This window comes from Nitrosomonas sp. GH22 (assembly GCF_009833115.1).
Lineage (GTDB): Bacteria > Pseudomonadota > Gammaproteobacteria > Burkholderiales > Nitrosomonadaceae > Nitrosomonas > Nitrosomonas eutropha.
Window position 1 is genome coordinate 1 of the sequence record NZ_QRCA01000058.1, and the last position, 20,433, is coordinate 20,433.

Here is a 20,433-nt window from a genome sequence, read left to right on the forward strand (position 1 = left end):
TTGTTTTCTAGTTTAAGCCGCCGGATTTCTTCCTGCTCCGGTGTCAGTTTCCCATTACCGCGGAATGCCTGACCATTAGTATCCGCCTGGCTCTCCCTGATCCATCGCCCAAGCATGTTAGCCCTGATTTCCAGGCTTCTGGCAGCTTCTGCTATCGTTAATCCCTGATCCAGTACCAAGCTGATTGCATCCAGCTTGAATTCCTTTGTATAGTGTTTCCTAGGCTCCATTTCATCCTCCAATTAAGACTATTTTCTCTTAACTGGAGTGTCCGGGTCTATTAGACCATATCATTCTGCACCCGTTGGCGCAGCACCAGGATGCACGCGGGGATGCCCGTGCCGTAGAATAGGTTGGGGGCGACGCCGATGACGGCTTCCAACAGATCGTTTTCGATCATGCCCGCGCGGATGGTCTTTTCTTCGCCACCCCGGAACAGCACGCCGTGGGGCATGACGGTGGCCATCTGCCCGCCATCGGCCAAAACCGCCACCATGTGCTGCAGGAACATCAAGTCCGCCTTCTTGGCACCGAGTGGCACTTCGCCGTAGCCGAAGCGCTCGGAACGGAACTCGGGTGCCCAGGTGGACTGACCGCTCTGGTCTTTGTCGGTGGTGCCCCAGGGAATGGAAAACGGTGGATTGGTGAGGATGCGGTCAAAGCGGCGCAACTCGCCGCCCTTGACGTGCTGCGGCTTGGCCAGCGTGTCTTCGTTGTGCAGGTCGGCGGTACTGATGCCATGCAGCAGCATGTTCATCTTGGCGATGGACCACACGGTCCCGTTGGCCTCTTGCCCGTACAGGTTGGCCTTGCGGCCTTCCTGACCCTGTTCGTCGATGTATTCCTTTGCCGCGATCAGCATGCCGCCGGAGCCACAGCAGGGGTCGTAAATGTGGTGCTGCAACTCCGGCTTGACCAGGCGAACCATCATCCGCACCACTGAGCGCGGCGTGTAGAACTCGCCGCCCTTCTTGCCAGCGGAGTCGGCGAAGTCGCCAATCAGGTACTCGTAGGCAGCGCCCAGCAGATCCGGGAACTCAAAGTCTTCGTTGCGCAGGCGGTGCAGGCTGAAGTGGTTGATCAGCGAGCGCAGCTTGATGTCGGGGATCTTGCTCTGGCCGACTTTGCAGGTGAAGTTGATGTGCTCCAGCACGTCGTAAAGACTGGTGTTGCCAGTCTCCAGACCGGCCAGCGCCTTGTTCAGGAAGTCGCCGATGTTCTGGTGGGCCTCATTGAGCAGGTACTCGTAGCGCGACTGGGGTGGCACCCAGAAGGAGCCTTCCTCCATGTACCAGTCTTTCTGGTTGGCGCTCTCGATGGCCTCCGCCTCGCTCAAGCCGGCCGCCAGTTCCTCCTGGATGATCTTCTCGCGGTGCTGGTCGAACACGTCGGAGCAGCGCTTGAGGAACAGCATCCCGAAGATGTATTCCTTGAACTCGGAGGCATCCATCTTGCCGCGCAGGATGTCGGCGGCTTTGAAGAGATGGCGTTCTAGCTGTGGCAGGGTTAAGGGCATCGAGTCATTCCTAATCTGATTCGGTCATTCGATTTGTATTGGTATTTGTTGTCATCGCTCACTCGAACAGGCTCGATTGCTTGACGACGTAACCTACTGGCTTCTTCCGTTTTTCGATCACGCCTTCGTCGACCAGACGCTGCAACCACGCCTTGGCCTGCGCGCTGGAAACGTCCAGCGCGGCGGCCACTTCGGCGTCTTTCATCGGCGTTCTCAATAGCTGCTTAATCGTGGCGCGCACCGCAGCGAAGAGCACTTCGGCTGGGCTCGATTCCATCTGCGCAGATTCCTTGACATCGTCTGTCGACGCCAAAGCCTCTGGTGTGACTGATGGCGGCTCTTCCAATGCTGGTGCGGGTGGCTGCGCATTGGACACAACGTCGACCGACGCCGATGGCTCGCTCTCGGCCTGGGGCGCTGACGCGGCGTCGGGTGGCACGGGCGCCGTTGGCTTGGCGTCAGCCGACGTTGGTTCTTCGTTTGAAAACAGCGCAAAACCAACCTGTGGGGATGCCGTCGGCGTTGGCATCGCCACGTTGAACACGTCCTCGAACGAATCCACGTCTTGCGGGTTCGGCCAAGGAAGTGCGCCTTTCTTTCGTAATCCATCCAGTCCGGCGGAAGACTCGCCCGTCGATCGAATGAAGACCGGGACAAACTTGAGTTTGTCGAGCTGCTCGACAGCGCCCGCCCAAGTGCCACCTTTGTTGAGATCGGAGCTGACCACCAGTGAGGTGTCTGCCAATGCATAGATCAGCTTGTTCCGCTGCATGGCGTTGCCGACATTGAATCCGGCACTCGGGTCGTAGGGCGAAATCAGCACCAGTTGCCCATCGAGCAGCAGATTGCGGTGCTCGCGGTTCATGGTGGTCTTTTCCAGACTATCCGCCAGCACGCCACAAACTTTTCCACCACCCTCGAGCGCGCCACGCATGGCGGCCTGATCGATGCCCTTGGCGCCACCGGAGACAAGCGTTCTACCTGCCCGAGCAGCGAGCCGGCCAATTGCCATGGTGTAGTCGATGAGGGCGTCGTCCACATGGCGCGATCCGACGACGGCAAGCCCACCGGTTTCGAGCAAAGCCATGTCGCCACAGCCGTAGAGCACTGCCGGGGCGTCTTCGCGCAGGCGGGCCTTCAGACGGCGCGGATACTCGGCGTCGGCGCGGCTGACCACCCAAATGGCGCGTGCCTGCCAGCGCTCGATCACTTGGCTCAGCAGAAATCCGCGCCCCAACAATTTCTGCAGGCGGATCTCATCAATCACCGGTTGGCACGCACGCAGGATCTCCGCTGCGTCCGGCGAGAGGAGATCCGCAGGCTGACGCTGGATTTCGCGCAAATGACGCGCGAGACGTTTGTACTCACCAGGCGAGAGCAGATCCGATGACGCAGTGCCTCGTCCGGCAATGAGTGGCGCAGTCAGCAGCAGGATCGCCTGGGTGTTGGGTGAGAGGACTGGCATCATTCGTTGTGCCCCGTCTGTGAAAGGGCCATAGGCCAAACTGCGCCACTACCGCTTTTGCGCAGCAGCCACGCAGAAACCGTCAGCGTCCAGCGCGAGTCGACCATGTCATCCACCAGGAGGACTGGTCCGGGAGGAATGGGCTGGCCGTTGAGTGCGAGCGAACCATCAATGTTGCGCGCCTGTTGTGTACTGTTTGCCATTGTTTTCTGTTTGGGCCTTGCGTCTGTTTTTGCGATGACCATATGAAACGGCAGACCCAGCGCCGCAGCCAAGCGTTGCGCAAAATTCGGCACCAATTCGGGATGCCGGAGCGAAGGAACGCAGGTCACCCAGGTCGGGTTCGGTTGCGGATTCCACTCCTGAATCATCTTCACGCACGCAGCAACGAGGTCATCGGAAAAGTAGCCATCGTGGTATTTGCCCTGTCGAACCAAGCCGCCCCAACCGGCATCACCCCAGACGCATAGCGCCTTGCCGGATTCGGCCTGATGGGCAGGTGCGATGAATCCCTTGACCCCATACTGGGGCATTCCACCATCGGGCCATTTTTTTCGGGGCTCGATGGGCAAGCTGGTTCGACGGAGAAATTCGACGGCGGCTTTGACCAGCTCGGTATCCACGGTTGCAGGCAATGGTGGTAAGGCAGGTTCTGTGACGACACTTGGATCGCCGTCGAGCGCACCAATCAAAAAGCCCATGTGCTCACCAAACGGCAGGCTGACGTAGTCCTGCATCTGCTGGTGCTCGTCTCGCCGTAGCGCGGTGAGGCGTTCTGCTCGATCCCAGAACGCTTCACTCAGCGTTGTCGCCGTGAGCTGCCACTTGCTGCCTTGCTTGGCGATGGGTGCCGGCGCTTCGAGGGAAAGCAGTGCAATCGTCTTGTCGACACGTCCTTTGCTCAGATTGACTCGACTGAGCAGCTCGGGGACAGACAGCCCGTTGGGCTCGTCTTCAAGCGCTCCCAGGACGTCGGCAACTTCTTGTCGGGTCGGGAAGGCACTCCGGATAAACCAGTCAGTGATGTCAGACTCTTCCTGACCGCTGAGGAGCACTCCATAGGCGGAGTCCAGTGCGCGTCCCGCACGACCAACCTGCTGGTAGTAGGCGACGACCGATCCCGGCATTTGGTAGTGGATGACAAACGCCAGATCCGGCTTGTCGTAACCCATGCCTAGCGCTGTTGTGGCAACCAGCGCTTTGACTTGGTTGTTGAGCAGCGCCTGCTCAAGCTGTTCTCGGCGATCGCCGGTTTCACCTGTGTAGGCTTCAATGTTGAAGCCTTGGGTCTTCAGCCATTGCGCCACTTGATTGGCATCACGAACCGTCAGCGTGTAGATGATGCCGTGGCCCTGCAGCGTGGCCAGCTGCTCTGCCAGCCAGGCAAGGCGCTCGGCCTGGCTGGGTAAGCGGATCGTTTGCAGGGAAAGCGAGGTCCGATTCAAGTCACCACGCGAGACGTCCAGCTTCGGACCAAGCACGGCAGCAAGGTCCTCCATCACGCGGTTATTCGCTGTTGCCGTGGTGGCGAGCAATCGCAAGTTTGGCGGCAGCGTTTTTACGATCCGCTCCAACAGGCGATAGTGAGGGCGGAAGTCGTGGCCCCAGTCGGAAATGCAATGTGCCTCGTCGATGACCAGCATCGAAATTTGTGCAGCGATGCCGGCCAGAACCTGCGTCCGGAAGCGCTCGTTCGCCAGGCGCTCCGGCGAGATCAAGAGAATGTCGATCTCCCCCTTGGCCAGCTTGCCCTCGACTGCCGTCCAGTCGTCCATGTTGTCGGAGTTGATGGTGGCGGCGCGAACCCCCATCCGCTCTGCCGCTGCGATCTGGTTTCGCATCAGCGCGAGCAGCGGCGAGATCAATAGCGCAGGGCCGGCCCCAGCCTCCCGCAGCAACTTGGTCGCGATGAAGTAGACAAAGCTCTTGCCCCACCCGGTCTTCTGCACGACCAGCAAGCGGCCTTTGCCTTCGACGATGTGACGAATGGCATCTTCTTGGCCGTCGCGGAAAGTGGCATCGGCGCGTCCGGAGCCGATCCGGAGCAGTTCCAGCGCGCGTTTTGGATCGTAGGCCACGTTATTGCCCCCCCTTGTTTTGGTCGGGCGAGCGGTAACCCGGCGCCAACACAGCGTTCTTGACGCCATACAGCGCCAGGTGATCTTTCAGCCAGAGCCTGAATTCGTAACCGCGCAGACTGTGGTCCGGAGAGCAGTCCACGCTCCACTGCCGCAAGATGTATCCGGCGGTGGCAGCACGCAGCTTCATCCGCAGTGACCCGCGAACCATGCCGTAGTCCATCTCCGTAATTTCAGGACGGGGCTGGTCCGGGTGCGGCACCATCTCCAGCTCCACGATCCGGGTCCATTGGATGTCCTGATCACTGCGCTCATGGGGCTGAACCTCTGCATCCCTCATAAGGACCGGGCGCTTGATCCGAGTGATGACGAAATCCCGGAACTCCTGCGACTTCCGGTCGAAGGCGCGGACGTGCCAGCGCAGACCGTTGTCGATCAGCGCGAATGGGACGATCTCCCGCTCGGTGCGGCCACTGGAGATGGAGTGGTGCTCGATGCCGAGCGGACACTCCTGGTGAATCGCACGGGTCACGCTCGCAAGCACATCCAGATCCGGATGCGTGAGCCGTGACGGGCTCTCGCTGGCCACCCACGCCTTGAGCCGCATCGGCTCACCATCGCCAAAGCCCTGGGTCAGCCACGACAGCACCCGCTCCGGGGGGAAGTCGAAGACGGGTCGGAAGTCCGGCCCCAGGACGTAGGACTTGCCCTTGGAGTCGTAATCAATGTTGCCCGGGGCCAACTCCTTGTACAGCGCCAGATCCCTGGATGCGGCGGCGGACTGGATGCCAAACCGCGTGACCAAGTCCTGGCGGCGTATCTCCCCGATGAAGCGCACGCGCAACTCCACGAACGCGAGCCGGTCGCGTTGTGGCTGGGTTAGATCTGCAAGCTGTTCGTTCGACATCCTGGCTGGCTCGTTCGGGTTAGCGAATGCTTGTACGGGTTATTGCGGAAAGTATATGGTCTGCCCTAGAATCTGTCCATGACTCTATTTTGATTTGTGTATGCGTCGTTTTGTGATAACCACAAGCGGCGCAGCGATAAAAGGATCGGTACGGGCGCCATGCAAAATTTCGCAGAGCTTCACCTAAAGCCAGAGACGCTGGCGCGGCACGATTTCAGCCTCGGGATTGCGCTGATGATCGCCGGCATTGCATGTGTTCATCAGTTTTTGGGAGGGCGTTGAAAATGGTGGAATCGAAGGAGGACTCGACGTCACCTGCCTTGCTGCGCGTCCTGACGCTAGACGGCGGCGGTGCCAAGGGCTTTTACACACTGGGGGTACTCAAGGAAATCGAGGCTATGGTCGGGTGCCCACTGCACCAGAAATTCGATCTGGTTTTTGGGACCAGCACAGGCGCGATCATCGCGTCACTGATTGCGCTCGGCCACGACGTCGATTCCATCCTGCAGCTTTACCGCAAGCACGTGCCTACCGTGATGTCACAGAAGACCGCTCCGGCCAGGTCACAGGCATTGAAAAATCTGGCGAGCGAGGTCTTCGGCGATACAACGTTCAGTGATGTGAAGACGGGTGTCGGTATCGTCACGGCCAAGTGGCTAACCGAGCGCCCGATGATCTTCAAGGGCAGCGTTGCCCAAGCGCATGGACGTGTCGGCACGTTCGTCCCAGGCTTTGGTGTAAGCATCGCAGACGCCGTCAAGGCATCGTGCTCGGCTTACCCGTTCTTTGAGCGGACGATCGTAAGAACATCAATGGGTGAGGACATCGAGCTGATTGATGGCGGGTACTGCGCAAATAACCCGACGCTGTACGCGATCGCCGACGCAGTCCAGGCACTGCAAAGTGACCGCAAGGACATCCGGCTGGTGAGCGTTGGCGTGGGTGTCTACCCCGACCCGAAGCCGAGCTTCCTGATGAGGCTGGCGAAGAAATATCTCGTTAGCGTGCAGTTGCTGCAGAAGACATTGGAAATCAACACGCAGTCGATGGACCAACTGCGGCAGATCCTTTTCCATGACATACCGACCATTCGGATCAGTGACTCCTACGTCACCCCTGAAATGGCGACCGATCTGCTGGAGCACGACATTAATAAGCTGGACATCTTGTTCCAGCGAGGACGGGAGTCGTTCGCGTCACGGGAGCAGCAGCTTCGCGAGTATTTGATATAGCCAGGGGGAACGATGCCTATTCCAGAATCACAGCTCGAAACGTGGTCACACCAGGGCTCGATCACCCAGTCGAGCAATACCTATAACACGATCAAAAGTGTCTTGGAGGCCAGCACCACGCCCTACGCCGGCAAGAATTTCAAGGTGTTCCTTCAAGGCTCATACGGCAACGACACGAATATCTATGCCGAGAGCGACGTGGACATCGTCATTCGGCTCGATGACTGCTTCCATAGCGATCTCGAATCGCTGTCCGATGACGAAAAGTCGGCCTACAAGCAGGCATTCAGCGACGCGACCTACACGCACACCGACTTCAAGCGGGACGTGCTGTCAGTGCTTGAAGACCAATACGGGTCAGCGGTGAAAACTGGCGACAAGGCAATTGCCATCGATGCGAGCGGATCACGGCGCAAGTCGGATGTGATTGTCGCGACGCAATTCCGGCGGTACTTCAAGTTCCGGTCAGCGAGCGACTCCGAGTACGTCGAAGGCATCTGTTTGTTCAACGCTGCCGGCGAACGAATTGCGAACTACCCGAAGCAGCATTCGGCAAATTTGACAGCGAAGCATCAGGCCTCGTCGAAGTGGCTCAAACCCATGGTTCGTGTGTTGAAGAATATTCGCAGTCGGATGGTTGACGAAGGCTTGATCAAGGCAGGCGTCGCGCCGTCGTACTACATCGAGGGCCTGCTGTACAACGTACCGAATGAGAAATTCACCCACAGCCTCGAGGACTGCATGGTCAACATCCTCAACTGGTATCGGCAGGATGCGGCCAAGACTGACTTGGTTTGCGCCAACGAACAGTATTACTTGCTTCGTGATGGCTACCACACCTGCTGGTCTCAGACGGACTGTGATGCACTGGTCGAGGCAGCGGTTGATCTCTGGAATCAGTGGTAAAGAGAGGAAGGCATGGCAAAACCCGTCGAGATCGGACCCCGCAGTTTCCGGACCCAGAAAAGCGCACTGGACCACTACAAGGCCCTTCTACACCGGTATCAGGACGGGGATCGCATCTCTGAACCAAGGGACCACGCCGACCTCGTGGCTCTCATCGAACGATATGACCCGATTCTTGACGAGGTTGGTGAGCCGGCGAAGGGTTGCGGCCAGATCGATCACTTTGAGCGGAGCCTGAACACCGGGATGGGCTGGAGCAACTCCGGTTTCTGGGTGGTGCGCCAGGACGGGTCCGCCACGGACTTTTCGTACATCTGGGCCGTCAAAGGCCTGCCAGGGGACCGGTCGAAGGACTTCTACGGCGCATGCAGGGAGGCTGTCGCACTCGATCTCGTTCTGGCCAAGAAACGAGCCTTTGCGGAACATGGAGACGCTCATGGGCTGGTTGCGTGCGAACTTACTGGCGTGATGGTCAGCATCGACGACGCCCATCTGGATCATGCTTGGCCGAACTTCTCGCACATCGTCAGTGGCTTCCGGGCGGCCAGGGGCTGGTCAAGTGACATCCCGGACGGAATCGTATCCGCCCCGGCTGACGGGCAGACGACGCCCACATTCGTCGACAAGGCAGTCGCGGATGCCTTCCGGGACTACCACCACAACCAGGCGATGCTGCGAATCCTCTCCAAGTCGGCCAACCTCCAGACCGCCAGCCAAGCTCGAAGACCGAAGATTGCACGCCCAGTGCGGTTGGCTTGACCGATTGCGGACGCGGGTTCAATTCCTCAAATGGGAATCGAACTGGCGTCCTGTCTGATGCACTTGGCTGGTGACCTCGGCCGGGCAGAACTGGTAGGATCGTCGACAGTTGGGGCTGGATTCCGCACCTTTCCGCAGGAGTTCGCAGCGATTCTAAGGCGCTGAGTTACATAGGTTTGGCGCAGGGTTCCACCCCACCGAGACCCCGCAGGAGTTCGAATCTTTCCGCACGAACCCGCAGGAACCCTCACCAGCCCGCACGGCCTGATGCCAGGCCATTGATTTTCAACAAACTGCTTGATCGGTCCGCGCTTGCGGACTGCGGACGTTCAATGGGCCGGAAATCTGGCTCGCCCAGACGGCCGCCAGTGCCGCCAGGTTGCAAATCGTCGGTAATTGTCGATATCTACCGACGAATCGGAACGAGCGCAGATGTGAGAACGCCGTTCTGTATTGCCTCCACCATCCACGGCGGCAGGTGCGTTCGGGTTTCGAGCACGGTGTTCCAGTGATCCTGCCCGATTTGAACGGCCAACTTGCCGACCGTGTGTTCAGCAAGGTCCGGGCCGAGCCATTCAAGGGCCCTGACGATATCGCTGGCGAGACTGTCGCCCAGCACCAGCATCCACTTGGGCACACGGCGGATCTCGATGACTTGCTTGCCGAGATTGAGGGTCCGCGCGCGGCCGTCGGTCAAATAGATCTGTCGGACGGGGACCTGCGTGGTCAGCCCCAGAGCATTGGCCGCTGCCGCACCGTGACGGACGATAGCGTGTCCAGTGATGTCTGCGAGCGATTGGATCATCTTGTCGACCGGTGGTGGGACCGGGCCGAAACAGCTGGCTGTCACGGTGACGTACAGGCCGCGCGCCACACGCATCAACCGTCCGCGCCTTGCCAAGCGAGCCAGCTCCCGCGACGCCTGATTGTCACTGACCATGCACCGCAGATCCAGACTTCTGATCAAAGCCCCCTCCGGCTGCGCTTCGAGCCATTGGCTGACGAATTCAGCTGGACTGGGCATGAGCAGCGACCGACTGGCTGGTTGATATCTGCAAGCACGACTCCTCGTAGGCCTCGATGTCGACCTGGCGGTAAGCCACCCGACCGCAGAGCTTCAGGAATTTTGGTCCGATCCCGACGCTGCGCCAGCGCTCCAGGGTGGCCTCGCTGATATTCCAGCGGGCGGCCAGTTGTTTTTGGTTGAGGTGAGCGACTTCCATCTTGGTCTCCTTCCGAATGAGTTGGCAGGAGTCCATGAAGGCGCTGTTCGGCCGACGAGCCAAGGGATTCTTCTGTGGATCTGAGTTATGCGTCGTCTGGCGACACTGGAGTGCCGAGCTCTACCGAGACGTCTACAACCAGCGATTGAACACGTCGCACCTGCTCGGCAGTGATAGGCTGCAACCGTTCGGGGTGCGCTGCGATGTCCCGCTCGAGGCAATCCAGAATGACGTTCTCGGGTGAGCTGATGATGGCAGTTTCCGCATCGTCTGCATCTTTCTTCATGCGCCTTCCCCTGGTACAGACTCAACCAATACATAGCTGGTGCTACGCCCACCTGCATCCGATTTCCGCAGCACGCCCCGCGCAAGCAAGTCGTTGATGTCGCGTAGCGCCGTGTCAGGCGAGCACTTGGCGATGGCCGCCCACTTGCTGCTGGTGAGCTTGCCTTCGAAGCCGTCGAGCAGCTTGTTCAGCAATTTCACCTGTCGCTCGTTCAGTGGCGTGGTCGCCCAGCGCTGCCAAAACCGCGTCTTGGTCAGCACGGCATCGAGTATGTGCTGTGCCTGGTCGACGGCACGATGCAGCGTGTCGAGGAACCACGCGAGCCACTCAGTGACATCCATCGACCGCTTCTGCGTCCGCTCCAGGATGTCGTAGTAGGCCTTACGTTCGCGCTGGATCTGCGCCGACAAACTGTAGAAGCGTTGCGGGCTGCCGTCGGCGCGTGCCAGCAGCAGATCGCCAATGGCCCGCGCGATACGGCCATTGCCATCGTCGAACGGATGCAGCGTGACGAACCACAGATGGCCGAGCCCCGCTTTAATCAGTGGTGGCTCGTTTGATGCACCATTGAGCCAGTCAAGGAAGCGGCTGGTTTCCGCCTCAAGACGCTCGGCCGGCGGCGCTTCGAAATGCACCCGCTGGCGGCCGATGGGGCCGGACACCACTTGCATGGGGCCACTGGCGTCATCGCGCCAGCCGCCGACCTTGATCTTGGCAAGACCGGAGTAGCCGGTGGGAAACAGCGCGGCATGCCAGCCGAAGAGACGCTCCCGCGTTACCTGTGCCTGGCAGTTGGCCGTGGCATCCAGCACCATCTCGACCACGCCCTCGACGTGCCGATCGACCGGCGCAAGCGCGCCGATGTCCACGCCCAGCCTGCGGGCGATGGAAGAGCGCACAGATTCGACGTTGAGCTGCTCACCCTCGATTTCGCTGGTCTTGACCACGTCCTCGGTCAGTGCCGCCAGGCTCGCCTGATCGCGCAGCGCCATGCCCACGTCGGCCAGACGGCCCATCAACAGCCCTTGGGCGCGGCTGACCTCAGCCATTGGCCCAGCCAGTGCTGCCAGGTCGAAGTGCCAGTTCGGCCAGTCTTTGGACTGCCAGATGTATTTGTAATCGCCGCTATTCATGCGGAGATTATGAGGCGCATTCTCCGCACACGCAAGTCTTTCCACGCATACGGTGCGGTGAATAGGGGCACCATTCGCCGCATGGAGGGCTGCCTTGCCCCGTAATGGGTGTAAATGGGCGTGCTTTTGGTCGGGGTGCCAGACGCGGGTTCGATTCCCGTTCCGGGAACTGAACAGGTCCTGGAGTGCAGACGAGGTTGAGGGCCATTTTCGGTGACCAATCAGGCCGAAAAACCTGCTTGATTGTCCGCAGATTCGCCTGTCAACCCCCGCTTTTCGCATCAGTACGCAGGGCTTCGCAACTTGCCAGAACGCCGGTATCGCGTACTTTCAATAGTCGTTTGATGCCGGGTACCATCCCACCGAAAACCCGCAGGAGTTCGAATCTTTCCGCACGAACCCGCAGGAACCCTCACCAGCCCGCACGGCCTGATGCCAGACCATTGATTTTCAACGAGACGGTCGATCGGTCCGCGCTTGCGGACTGCGGACTTTCATTGCGATGGAAATTCGCCTCGCCCGAGCCATCCCGAGGGCAGGCATGTTGTGATGCGTCGGTACTTGTAAACATTTGCCGGCAAAACGGAACATGGCTCAGCCGGCGCTGGCCGGAACCGCAACGGCCTTGGTTGAGGTCGCCAGGCACGATTCCTCGTAAGCCTCGATGTCGACCTGCCGATAGAGCACCCGGCCGCAGAGTTTCAGGAACTTGGGGCCGATCCCCGCGCTGCGCCAGCGCTCCAGGGTGGCTTCGCTGATACTCCAGCGGGCAGCGAGTTGTTTTTGGTTGAGGTGAGCGACTTCCATCTTGGTCTCCTTCCGAATGAGTTGGCAGGAGTCCATGAAGGCGCTGTTCCGGCCGCGAGCCAAGCGTTCTCCTTGCAGAGACCTATTCGCCGCATCGTTTGCGGAGATTAGGCCGGTTATTCCCCGCATGACCCCAATCTGGGCAAATTGGGTGTAAATGGGCGTCTTAATGGGTGCACCTCGAAAATGGGTGTAAATGGGTGTAATATTGGTTCATGCTGAAAACTGACACCATCCAGATCACCCCAGAGATCCTGAGCCTCATCGCCAGGATCGACGAGTTCAAGGGCGCTTGGCGCGCCCTGGGCACGCTTGCGCCCGATCGTCTGTCGGCGCTGCGCCGCGTGGCGACCATCGAGAGCATCGGTTCCTCGACCCGCATTGAGGGCAGCAAACTATCCGACCGCGAGGTGGAGCAGCTGCTGTCGAACCTGGAGATCAAGTCCTTCGCCACCCGCGATGAGCAGGAGGTGGCTGGCTATGCCGAGCTGATGGACCTGGTGTTCGCGTCCTGGCAGGACATCCCGTTTGCCGAGAACCACATCAAGCAGCTGCATCAGATACTGCTGCGCTACAGCGAAAAGGACACCTGGCATCGCGGCAGCTACAAGACCAATTCGAACAGCGTCGCTGCCTTCGATGAAACCGGCGCGCAGATCGGCATCGTGTTCCAGACCGCGTCGCCCTTCGACACGCCCCGCCTGATGACGGAGCTGGTCGCCTGGGTGAACCAGGAGCGCGAGACGGCCCTCTTGCACCCTTTGCTGATCATCGCCCTGTGCGTCGTCGTATTTCTGGAAATCCACCCCTTCCAGGACGGCAACGGACGGCTCTCCCGGGTGCTGACCACGCTCCTGCTGCTGCAGGCCAGCTACGCATATGTGCCATACAGCTCGCTGGAAAGCGTCGTCGAGCAAAGCAAGGAAGCCTACTACTTGGCCTTGCGTCAGACCCAGGGCACGATCCGCACAGAGTCGCCGAACTGGCAGCCGTGGCTGGTGTTCTTTCTGCGATCCCTGGCCGAGCAGGTTCGGCGCCTAGAGAAGAAGGTCGAGCGCGAGAAGATCGTGCTGGCGGCCATGCCGGAATTGCAGCTACAGATCGTCGAGTTCGCCCGCGAGCATGGGCGCGTCACCATTGGCGAGGCTATCAAGCTGACCGGCGCCAGCCGCAACACGCTCAAGCAGCATTTCCGGGCGCTGGTGGAACGCGGCACACTTGATCAGCATGGCAGTGGCCGTGGAGTTTGGTACGGCCTGCGTTGAGGGACTTCGGGACGCGGGTTCAGTTCCCTTTTCGGAATTGAACTGGCCACGGAAAGCAGACGAGGTTGAGGCCGTATTCCGGCTACCAATCAGTCCGAAAAACCTGCTTGATCGTCCGGTGCCGCCGGGCGTACCGGCAGGCTTTTCGATCCAGTTCGCACCGGTTCGCAGCAACCCGCAGCGCTTCGATTCCGTACTTTCAATAGTCGTTTGATGCCGGGTACCATCCCACCACCAAATTGAAGGGCTCGGATAATCTCCGGGCCCTTTTTCTTGCCTGAAATCCCCGCGCCGCGCGGGGTTCCAGCCATCGGTGCTGTGGGTGTCCACCTGCCGAAACAGCCTGTTTTCAGCGATTCCGGCTCCAAGCCTGTCTCTATTCTCCATTTGGTCTGCGGGTAGGCGCAGTTTTGGCTCTCGCAAAATCAACAACTTACGCGCGGCGGTTCATCGTCAACCACGGCGACCGGTCAGGCATCAAACGCCGTTACCACCTCGCGCTGCGCCGCCCAGTCGGTCGGCAGCGGATTGCGCTGAAACCACAACAAGCTCATGCACCGGGGCTGCTGCCCGGTTAGAGTATTTTTGATTTATTTGTTTACATATCCACATGAAGCGAAGTAGTTGGCACACTCCTCCGGAGTGAACAGATCCAACACTTTGCTGATCTGCGCCCATAAGGCACCAAGGTTCGTTTGGCGGCTTTGTGTAAAAGGGCTTTGAGTTTGGAGAACATTTTCTCGATTGGATTCAGATCAGGTGAATACGGTGGTAAGTAGAGCAGGGTGGCACCTGCCGCTTCAATGGCTGCGCGGACGCCTTGAACCTTGTGACAAGACAGGTTGTCAGCCACCACAATGTCACCTGGCTGCAGCGTGGGGCACAGGCAGGTTTGAATATAGGCGAGAAACGCGGCCCCGTTCATTGGGCCGTCGAGCACTAACGGAGCGGTGATCGCATCGTGACGCAGTCCCGCAATGAAGGTGGTGCTCTTCCAGTGGCCGTGGGGCACCGAAGCCACACAGCGCTGGCCGCGCGGCGCGCGACCCCGCTGTCGTGCGGGCGCTTCCGTGTAATATCTGTCCCATAAATCATCCCTCCGTAGCTGGTTATATGTTACACCAGCACACCGTGGGACTAAACATCTAAGCCGATAATCTGGATTGACGATCCGATATCACCACTCAATGGTAATCATATCTTCTTTGTATATAGCTTGTTAAACGCGGAGATTGTTGCTAACGGAAAATTTGAACAGCTCTTTGTTTCAACGCATAATCTCGATTTCCTGAAATATTTGAAGCGGTTGAATGGAAAGTATCTTGACGTAGATGGAAAACAGAAAGACTATCACAAGGATCATTTCGTTGTCGCCCGCCAGGACAAGATATCTACTGTCAGAGTGATGCCAAAATACCTCAAAGAATACGTAACAGAATTCAACTACCTATTCCATCAGATACACCAATGCGCAGCAATTGAAGCCGTTGATGACACGAACTACACAACCTTTTACAACTTCGCGAACAACGCCAGGAAGTTCTTCGAGATTTACCTCTATTACAAGTATCCAGACCAAGGTATGACCGAGGATACGCTACGCCTTTTCTTCGGTGACGAAAAGATACCAGCTGTATTAACGAACAGAATCAATAACGAATATTCGCATTTATGCGGGGTGTTCGAGCGCGGATCAACACCGGTGGAGGTGCCGGAGATGCAGACTACAGCGCGGCAAATCATTGGAAGACTGAAAGAAGATAAGGGTCAGTATTCGGCTTTGCTCAAAAGTGTTGGAGTGAACGAGGAGTCTCTCGAAGAAAAAGCTGTAGCAATTGAAGAAGCTCAATGAAAATCCTCCACACCTCTGACTGGCATATCGGCCGCACGCTCTACGGCAGAAAACGCCACGAGGAGTTCGAGGCTTTTCTGATCTGGCTGGTGGAGACGATCCAGCAGAATGAAATTGACGCCCTGCTGGTGGCGGGTGATATTTTTGACACCAGCGTTCCGAGCAATCGTGCCCAGGAGCTTTATTATCGTTTCCTGTGCCAGGTGGCTGCCTCATCTTGTCGCCACGTTGTTGTCATCGCAGGCAATCACGATTCTCCTTCATTCCTCAATGCCCCCAGGGAGCTGCTCAAGGCTCTTGATGTCCACGTGGTTGGAAGTGCGGCGATCGAGCGCCCAGAAGACGAAGTGCTGGTGTTGCGTAATGAGCAGGGGGCGCCGGAACTGATTGTCTGTGCCGTGCCCTATCTCCGCGACAGGGATATCCGCGTGGCGGAAGCGGGTGAAAGTGTCGAGGACAAGGAGCGGAAATTGATTGACGGCATCCGCACGCATTATGCCGCTGTCGCCACTCTGGCTGAACAGAAGCGCGAGGAGTTTGGGGTTGATCTTCCCATTGTAGGCATGGGACATCTGTTTACTGCTGGTGGACAAACTATTGACGGCGATGGCGTGCGCGAACTCTACGTTGGCTCCCTGGCGCATGTGACGGCGGGGATTTTCCCTGCGAGTTTTGATTACCTGGCGCTTGGGCATCTCCACGTCCCGCAAAAGGTGAACGGCCTTGAGACCATACGGTACAGCGGTTCTCCATTACCCATGGGGTTCGGAGAAGCCAAACAGCAGAAGAGCGTTTGCCATGTTGCCTTTGGGCAGCACGATGGCCACAGCACAACTGCATCCGTACAATTGATCAACGTGCCGGTGTTTCAGAAACTCGAGCGTGTCAAGGGAGACTGGGATGGCATCTCAAGCCGTCTCCTCGAATTGTCGGCAACGGACAAAGCCTGGCTCGAAATCATTTACGATGGCATTGAGGTCATTGGCGACCTGCGTGAGCGCCTGGAGGCTGCAATTTCCGGCACTCAAATGGAAATTCTGCGGATAAAGAACAACCGCATCATCGACCGCGTGCTGGGACAAATGCATGCAGAGGAAACACTCGACGATCTGAACGTGAACGACGTGTTCGAGCGATGTCTCGCCGTTCATGACGTGCCTGAAGCGCAGCGGCCGGAATTGCACCGAGCCTATCAGGAGACGCTCTTGTCTCTCTATGAAGATGACGTACAGGCGGAGTAGAGCGGCTATCGATGAGAATATTGCAGATACGCTTCAAAAATCTGAATTCGCTGGTCGGCGAATGGCAAATCGACCTGACGCACCCGGCCTTCGCTTCTGACGGCATCTTTGCCATCACCGGCCCCACCGGTGCGGGGAAAACCACCATCCTCGATGCTATTTGCCTCGCCCTTTACGGGCGAACGCCGCGCCTGAGCAAGGTTACCAAGAGCGGAAACGAAATTATGTCCCGCCAGACCGGCGAATGCTTCGCCGAGGTGACCTTCGAAACCCGGTCTGGGCGCTTTCGCTGTCACTGGAGCCAACACCGGGCACGCAAGAAGCCGGATGGCGAGCTCCAGGCCCCGAAACACGAAATGGCCAATGCCGATTCTGGCGAGATTTTTGAATCCAAAATCAGAGGGGTAGCCGAGCAGATCGAGTCGGCTACCGGCATGGATTTTGACCGTTTCACTCGCTCCATGTTGCTGGCCCAGGGCGACTTTGCCGCGTTCCTCCAGGCGGCGCCGGATGATCGGGCTCCAATCCTGGAGCAGATAACGGGTACAGAGATCTACAGTCAGATATCCATCCGTGTTCATGAGCGCCAGCGCGAAGAGCGGGAAAAGCTGAACCTGCTCCAGGCTGAAACGGCGGGTATCGTGATGCTTGATCCGGAGCAGGAACAAGCGATTGGGCAGGCACTCGCGACAAAGCAGAAGGAAGAGATAGATCTTGCTGCTAAATCCGCTGATACCGGGAAGGGCATTGTCTGGCTTATCACCATCGATGGCCTGAAGAAGGAAATTGGCAACCTGACTGACGAGGCGAGCAAGCTGCAAAACGATATCGAGGCGTTCAAGCCGGATCGTGAAAAGCTGGGCCGGGCTTTGAGTGCCGCCTCACTGGACGGTGCATTCGCAACGCTCACCGCCACCCGCAAACAGCAGGCGGATGATAGAGCAGGCTTGAAAGCTGAGGAAGAGGCGCTTCCGGAACTGACATCCTCCGCCAAGGAACAGGCCGAAGCACTGAAATCGGCGGAGCAACAAACCGTTCGAGCCAAAGAAGCGCTGAAAGCGGCCGCGCCGACATTGCAGAAGGTGCGTTCCCTGGATCAAAAACTTGCCGATCAAAAAAAGGCAGTTTCGGAAGGCGATGAGGGCTGTAAGAAGGATGCAGCAAAGATTGATGCAGACCAAAAAGCCTGGCTCGAAGAGCAGAAAAAACGATCCATGGCTCAGGAGACGCTGGAGCTTGTGGACGGCTACCTCAAGGAGCATGCACGGGATGAATGGCTGATCAGCGGTTTGGCCGGTGTTGAAGAACAATTGAACAGCCTGCTTTCCAAGCAAAAAGAAATCGTTCAAAAAGAGGTTGATCAACAAACGGCCACGACGACTCTGGAACAGGCGACAAAGTCACTCGGCGACCGTCAGAAACAATCCGGCATTCGGAAGCAGGAACTGGAGGACGCCTCGAAACAGATTCAGCAGGGCAAAGACGCATTGAGCCAGTTGCTGGGAGACCGCTTATTGCGAGAATACCGCGCCGAGAAGGAAACGCTGCTGCGTGAGATGGCGTACCTTGTGAAAATTGCGGAGCTTGAAGGTCACCGAGGAAAACTGGAAGACGGCAAGCCCTGTCCTCTTTGCGGCGCAACCGAACACCCCTTCGCGGAAGGGAATGTTCCTGTCCCCGATGAAGCCGAAAAGAAGATTGATTCCCTGACCAGTCTGATCAGTAAAGCCGAGGATCAGGAAGTCGCTATCAAGAAACTCTTCGATGCTGAAAGCCTGGCCCGCACAAACCTGACGGAGGCTGAAAAGCTGGAGTCAGCAGCGGCTAATGACAAGAAGGCTGCCGAGAAAGCCCTGGCCGAGATGAAGGACGGCCTGGTAAAGCTCCGGGCCGATTTTGCTGAGCGCAGGCAGGCTGTTTCTACCAAATTCCTGTCGCTTGGTATTGTGGGCATCCCTGAAACGGACATTTCATCACTGATCGAAACCCTTAAGAAGCGGCTGGAGGCATGGCAAGCCCAGGTCAAGAAAAAGGCGGACATCGAGAAACAAATTGCCGCCATCGACAGCGAGGTGAAGCGGCTGGATGCGGTGATCGAAACGCAAAGCACCGCCCTGGCCGAAAAACGGGAGCGCCTGGGTACCTTGAAAAAGGAACTCGCCGCTGGAAGTGATGAACGTAATGCACTGTACGGCGACAAGCATCCCGACGATGAGGAGCGCCGTTTGAACAAAGCGATTTTGGATGCCGAAGGTGCCGAAAAGCAGGCCAGAGAACGGCACAATGAGCGCCAACAAAAATGGAATACCACGCAGGCCAATGTCGAATCTCTGAAGAAACGTATCGACCTACGAGCGCCGGAACTGAGAGGTCTTGAAACCGAATTCTCTGCAGATCTTGCGCTCGTGGGCTTTTCAACTGAAGAACAGTTTTTGGCAGCCAGGCTTCCCTCTGAACGGAAGGCTGAGTTGACGGCGACGGCCAGGAATCTGGATGAACGTCAAACCGATCTCCACGCCCGTCAGAAGGATCGGGAAATGCGCTTGGCCACGGAAATAGCTCGGCAAGTTACCGACAAATCGTTGGAGGAGCTCGAGTCCCAATTCAAAGAGCAAGAAGATGCCCTGAAAGAGCTACGGGATATCCTTGCCGGTCTCAAACACAAGTTGAGTGAAAATGCCGCTGCCAAAGAGCGGATAAAGGAGAAGCAAGCGGCTACCGAGGCCCAGAAAAAAGAGTGCCGCAGGTGGGAAAATCTGCACGAATTGATTGGCTCCGCAGACGGCAAGAAGTACCGCAATTTCGCTCAAGGGCTGACCTTCGAAATGATGGTTGGTCACGCCAATCGGCAACTGCAAAAAATGACCGACCGCTACTTGCTGGTTCGAGACGATGCTCAGCCTCTGGAGCTCAACGTGGTCGACAACTATCAAGCTGGGGAGATTCGGTCCACGAAAAACCTTTCCGGCGGGGAAAGTTTTATTGTCAGCCTGTCCCTGGCATTAGGGTTGTCCCATATGGCCAGCAAGAATGTCCGGGTGGATTCGCTGTTTCTGGATGAAGGCTTCGGCACCCTGGACGAGGAAGCCCTCGACACTGCTTTGGAAACCCTCGCAGGTTTGCAGCAGGACGGCAAGCTGATAGGCGTTATTTCACACGTGCCCGCCTTAAAGGAGCGGATCAGCACGCAGATCCAGGTAACCCCGCAAACCGGTGGCAGAAGCCAGGTATCCGGGCCTGGATGCGGTGGCGTCGGGTTTTGAATCCCCGGGAGGAATCGCGGAGGCTGTTTGGTTAAAGCAAAACAGGTTCTGAAGTGTACGATGGTATCGTTCTTCGGCCTCTGCCAATGGGTGAGGTGTGTTGTCAGAAATGGAGTCCATGTGTTTAAGCGGCGATCAGATTTGCATAACATTACCTGATTAGATGTTTAGTCCACTATCGCGCTTTAATCGTCGCAAGATCACAGATTAACGTGGTCAAGTAAAATCGGACACCTCAGTTAAGCTGCTTTTATCGATTTTGCTGCTTCTGCTTCATATTGATTCGGACTTTTGTAATCCAGGTATGAATGCAGTCTTTGGTTATTATAAAACACGGCGATATACTGCAAAATATCCTGCTGTGCTGCATGGCGGGTTTGGTAATGCCGCCATTGGCAGCGTTCCTGCTTGAGGCTGCCAAAGAAACTTTCCGCAACCGCATTATCCCAACAATTTCCCAGACGACTCATACTGCCAATAAAACCGTATGCTTTCAGTAG

Annotated in this window: 19 protein-coding genes and 1 pseudogene; 8 read left to right on the forward strand and 12 right to left on the reverse strand. The window is 57.7% G+C overall.

What is annotated here, in order from left to right:
• The 5 genes from ABF86_RS11985 to ABF86_RS12005 form a co-directional block, all read right to left on the reverse strand.
• A partial coding sequence (locus tag ABF86_RS11985) for a transposase (RefSeq protein WP_160803567.1) occupies positions 1-230 on the reverse strand: 230 nt, incomplete at its 3' end.
• Between the two features lie 50 nt (positions 231-280).
• The gene (locus tag ABF86_RS11990) at positions 281-1,516 is read right to left on the reverse strand and encodes a class I SAM-dependent DNA methyltransferase (RefSeq protein WP_204987612.1); all 1,236 of its coding nucleotides are present in this window, start codon (positions 1,514-1,516) and stop codon (positions 281-283) included.
• A gap of 58 nt (positions 1,517-1,574) precedes the next feature.
• Entirely contained in the window at positions 1,575-2,984 is a 1,410-nt protein-coding gene (locus tag ABF86_RS11995) for a DNA-processing protein DprA (protein ID WP_074685597.1), read from the reverse strand.
• The gene (locus tag ABF86_RS12000) at positions 2,981-5,059 is read right to left on the reverse strand and encodes a RecQ family ATP-dependent DNA helicase (RefSeq protein WP_074685595.1); all 2,079 of its coding nucleotides are present in this window, start codon (positions 5,057-5,059) and stop codon (positions 2,981-2,983) included. The genes ABF86_RS11995 and ABF86_RS12000 overlap by 4 nt, the downstream gene beginning before the upstream one ends.
• 1 nt (position 5,060) lies before the next feature.
• A complete protein-coding gene (locus ABF86_RS12005) occupies positions 5,061-5,966 on the reverse strand; it encodes a WYL domain-containing protein (RefSeq protein WP_074685593.1) in 906 nt (301 codons plus the stop codon).
• A 284-nt stretch (positions 5,967-6,250) separates the two neighbouring features.
• On the opposite strand from ABF86_RS12005, the gene ABF86_RS12010 reads away from it, so the two are divergent.
• Genes ABF86_RS12010 through ABF86_RS12020 form a run of 3 tightly spaced genes read left to right on the forward strand, consistent with a single transcriptional unit; the run spans position 6,251 to position 8,863 of the window.
• Positions 6,251-7,198 (forward strand): patatin-like phospholipase family protein, encoded by a 948-nt coding sequence (locus tag ABF86_RS12010; RefSeq protein WP_074685590.1) that lies wholly within the window; start codon positions 6,251-6,253, stop codon positions 7,196-7,198.
• A 12-nt stretch (positions 7,199-7,210) separates the two neighbouring features.
• A complete protein-coding gene (locus ABF86_RS12015; protein ID WP_074685588.1) occupies positions 7,211-8,104 on the forward strand; it encodes a nucleotidyltransferase in 894 nt (297 codons plus the stop codon).
• 12 nt (positions 8,105-8,116) lie between these two features.
• Complete coding sequence (locus ABF86_RS12020) at positions 8,117-8,863, forward strand: DCL family protein (RefSeq protein ID WP_074685586.1); 747 nt, start codon at positions 8,117-8,119, stop codon at positions 8,861-8,863.
• Between the two features lie 406 nt (positions 8,864-9,269).
• On the opposite strand, the gene ABF86_RS12025 is transcribed toward ABF86_RS12020, so the two are convergent.
• The 5 genes from ABF86_RS12025 to ABF86_RS12045 form a co-directional block, all read right to left on the reverse strand.
• A complete protein-coding gene (locus ABF86_RS12025; protein ID WP_074685583.1) occupies positions 9,270-9,887 on the reverse strand; it encodes a DUF6088 family protein in 618 nt (205 codons plus the stop codon).
• A complete protein-coding gene (locus ABF86_RS12030) occupies positions 9,871-10,086 on the reverse strand; it encodes a DNA-binding protein (RefSeq protein WP_074685581.1) in 216 nt (71 codons plus the stop codon). Before ABF86_RS12030 ends, ABF86_RS12025 begins: the two co-directional genes overlap by 17 nt.
• Before the next feature lie 85 nt (positions 10,087-10,171).
• Entirely contained in the window at positions 10,172-10,372 is a 201-nt protein-coding gene (locus ABF86_RS12035) for a type II toxin-antitoxin system PrlF family antitoxin (RefSeq protein WP_074685579.1), read from the reverse strand.
• Complete coding sequence (locus ABF86_RS12040) at positions 10,369-11,505, reverse strand: Fic family protein (protein ID WP_074685577.1); 1,137 nt, start codon at positions 11,503-11,505, stop codon at positions 10,369-10,371. Before ABF86_RS12040 ends, ABF86_RS12035 begins: the two co-directional genes overlap by 4 nt.
• Before the next feature lie 594 nt (positions 11,506-12,099).
• Positions 12,100-12,312: a helix-turn-helix domain-containing protein gene (locus tag ABF86_RS12045; protein ID WP_074685575.1), complete on the reverse strand. Its 213-nt coding sequence runs from the start codon at positions 12,310-12,312 to the stop codon at positions 12,100-12,102.
• Positions 12,313-12,527: 215 nt separating this feature from the next.
• Between ABF86_RS12045 and ABF86_RS12050 the strand changes: the two genes are divergently transcribed.
• Complete coding sequence (locus ABF86_RS12050; protein WP_074685573.1) at positions 12,528-13,577, forward strand: Fic family protein; 1,050 nt, start codon at positions 12,528-12,530, stop codon at positions 13,575-13,577.
• A 37-nt stretch (positions 13,578-13,614) separates the two neighbouring features.
• Positions 13,615-13,791: a hypothetical protein gene (locus ABF86_RS12055; protein WP_160803645.1), complete on the forward strand. Its 177-nt coding sequence runs from the start codon at positions 13,615-13,617 to the stop codon at positions 13,789-13,791.
• 376 nt (positions 13,792-14,167) lie between these two features.
• On the opposite strand, the pseudogene ABF86_RS12060 reads toward ABF86_RS12055, so the two are convergent.
• Positions 14,168-14,634: pseudogene (locus ABF86_RS12060) on the reverse strand (IS630 family transposase); the annotation flags it as partial.
• Between the two features lie 99 nt (positions 14,635-14,733).
• Between ABF86_RS12060 and ABF86_RS12065 the strand changes: the two are divergent.
• Genes ABF86_RS12065 through ABF86_RS12075 form a run of 3 tightly spaced genes read left to right on the forward strand, consistent with a single transcriptional unit; the run spans position 14,734 to position 19,933 of the window.
• Complete coding sequence (locus tag ABF86_RS12065; RefSeq protein WP_256201596.1) at positions 14,734-15,429, forward strand: AAA family ATPase; 696 nt, start codon at positions 14,734-14,736, stop codon at positions 15,427-15,429.
• Positions 15,426-16,670 carry an exonuclease SbcCD subunit D C-terminal domain-containing protein gene (locus ABF86_RS12070; RefSeq protein ID WP_074685569.1) on the forward strand — a complete coding sequence of 415 codons (1,245 nt, stop codon included), beginning with the start codon at positions 15,426-15,428 and terminating at the stop codon, positions 16,668-16,670. The genes ABF86_RS12065 and ABF86_RS12070 overlap by 4 nt, the downstream gene beginning before the upstream one ends.
• 11 nt (positions 16,671-16,681) lie before the next feature.
• Positions 16,682-19,933, forward strand: coding sequence for an AAA family ATPase (locus tag ABF86_RS12075; RefSeq protein WP_074685567.1), 3,252 nt, complete (start codon positions 16,682-16,684; stop codon positions 19,931-19,933).
• Between the two features lie 239 nt (positions 19,934-20,172).
• Here ABF86_RS12075 and ABF86_RS12080 read toward each other — a convergent pair.
• A partial coding sequence (locus tag ABF86_RS12080) for an IS3 family transposase (protein ID WP_160803646.1) occupies positions 20,173-20,433 on the reverse strand: 261 nt, incomplete at its 5' end.

Excerpts from the sequence above, each read along its gene's own strand:
- ABF86_RS12040 (WP_074685577.1), bottom strand. The coding sequence starts at position 11,505 with ATGAATAGCGGCGATTACAAATACATCTGGCAGTCCAAAGACTGGCCG.
- ABF86_RS12015 (WP_074685588.1), top strand. The coding sequence starts at position 7,211 with ATGCCTATTCCAGAATCACAGCTCGAAACGTGGTCACACCAGGGCTCG.
- ABF86_RS12045 (WP_074685575.1), bottom strand. The coding sequence starts at position 12,312 with ATGGAAGTCGCTCACCTCAACCAAAAACAACTCGCTGCCCGCTGGAGT.
- ABF86_RS12035 (WP_074685579.1), bottom strand. The coding sequence starts at position 10,372 with ATGAAGAAAGATGCAGACGATGCGGAAACTGCCATCATCAGCTCACCC.
- ABF86_RS12005 (WP_074685593.1), bottom strand. The coding sequence starts at position 5,966 with ATGTCGAACGAACAGCTTGCAGATCTAACCCAGCCACAACGCGACCGG.
- ABF86_RS12075 (WP_074685567.1), top strand. The coding sequence starts at position 16,682 with ATGAGAATATTGCAGATACGCTTCAAAAATCTGAATTCGCTGGTCGGC.
- ABF86_RS12050 (WP_074685573.1), top strand. The coding sequence starts at position 12,528 with ATGCTGAAAACTGACACCATCCAGATCACCCCAGAGATCCTGAGCCTC.
- ABF86_RS12070 (WP_074685569.1), top strand. The coding sequence starts at position 15,426 with ATGAAAATCCTCCACACCTCTGACTGGCATATCGGCCGCACGCTCTAC.
- ABF86_RS11990 (WP_204987612.1), bottom strand. The coding sequence starts at position 1,516 with ATGCCCTTAACCCTGCCACAGCTAGAACGCCATCTCTTCAAAGCCGCC.
- ABF86_RS11995 (WP_074685597.1), bottom strand. The coding sequence starts at position 2,984 with ATGATGCCAGTCCTCTCACCCAACACCCAGGCGATCCTGCTGCTGACT.
- ABF86_RS12025 (WP_074685583.1), bottom strand. The coding sequence starts at position 9,887 with ATGCCCAGTCCAGCTGAATTCGTCAGCCAATGGCTCGAAGCGCAGCCG.
- ABF86_RS12010 (WP_074685590.1), top strand. The coding sequence starts at position 6,251 with ATGGTGGAATCGAAGGAGGACTCGACGTCACCTGCCTTGCTGCGCGTC.
- ABF86_RS12020 (WP_074685586.1), top strand. The coding sequence starts at position 8,117 with ATGGCAAAACCCGTCGAGATCGGACCCCGCAGTTTCCGGACCCAGAAA.
- ABF86_RS12030 (WP_074685581.1), bottom strand. The coding sequence starts at position 10,086 with ATGGAAGTCGCTCACCTCAACCAAAAACAACTGGCCGCCCGCTGGAAT.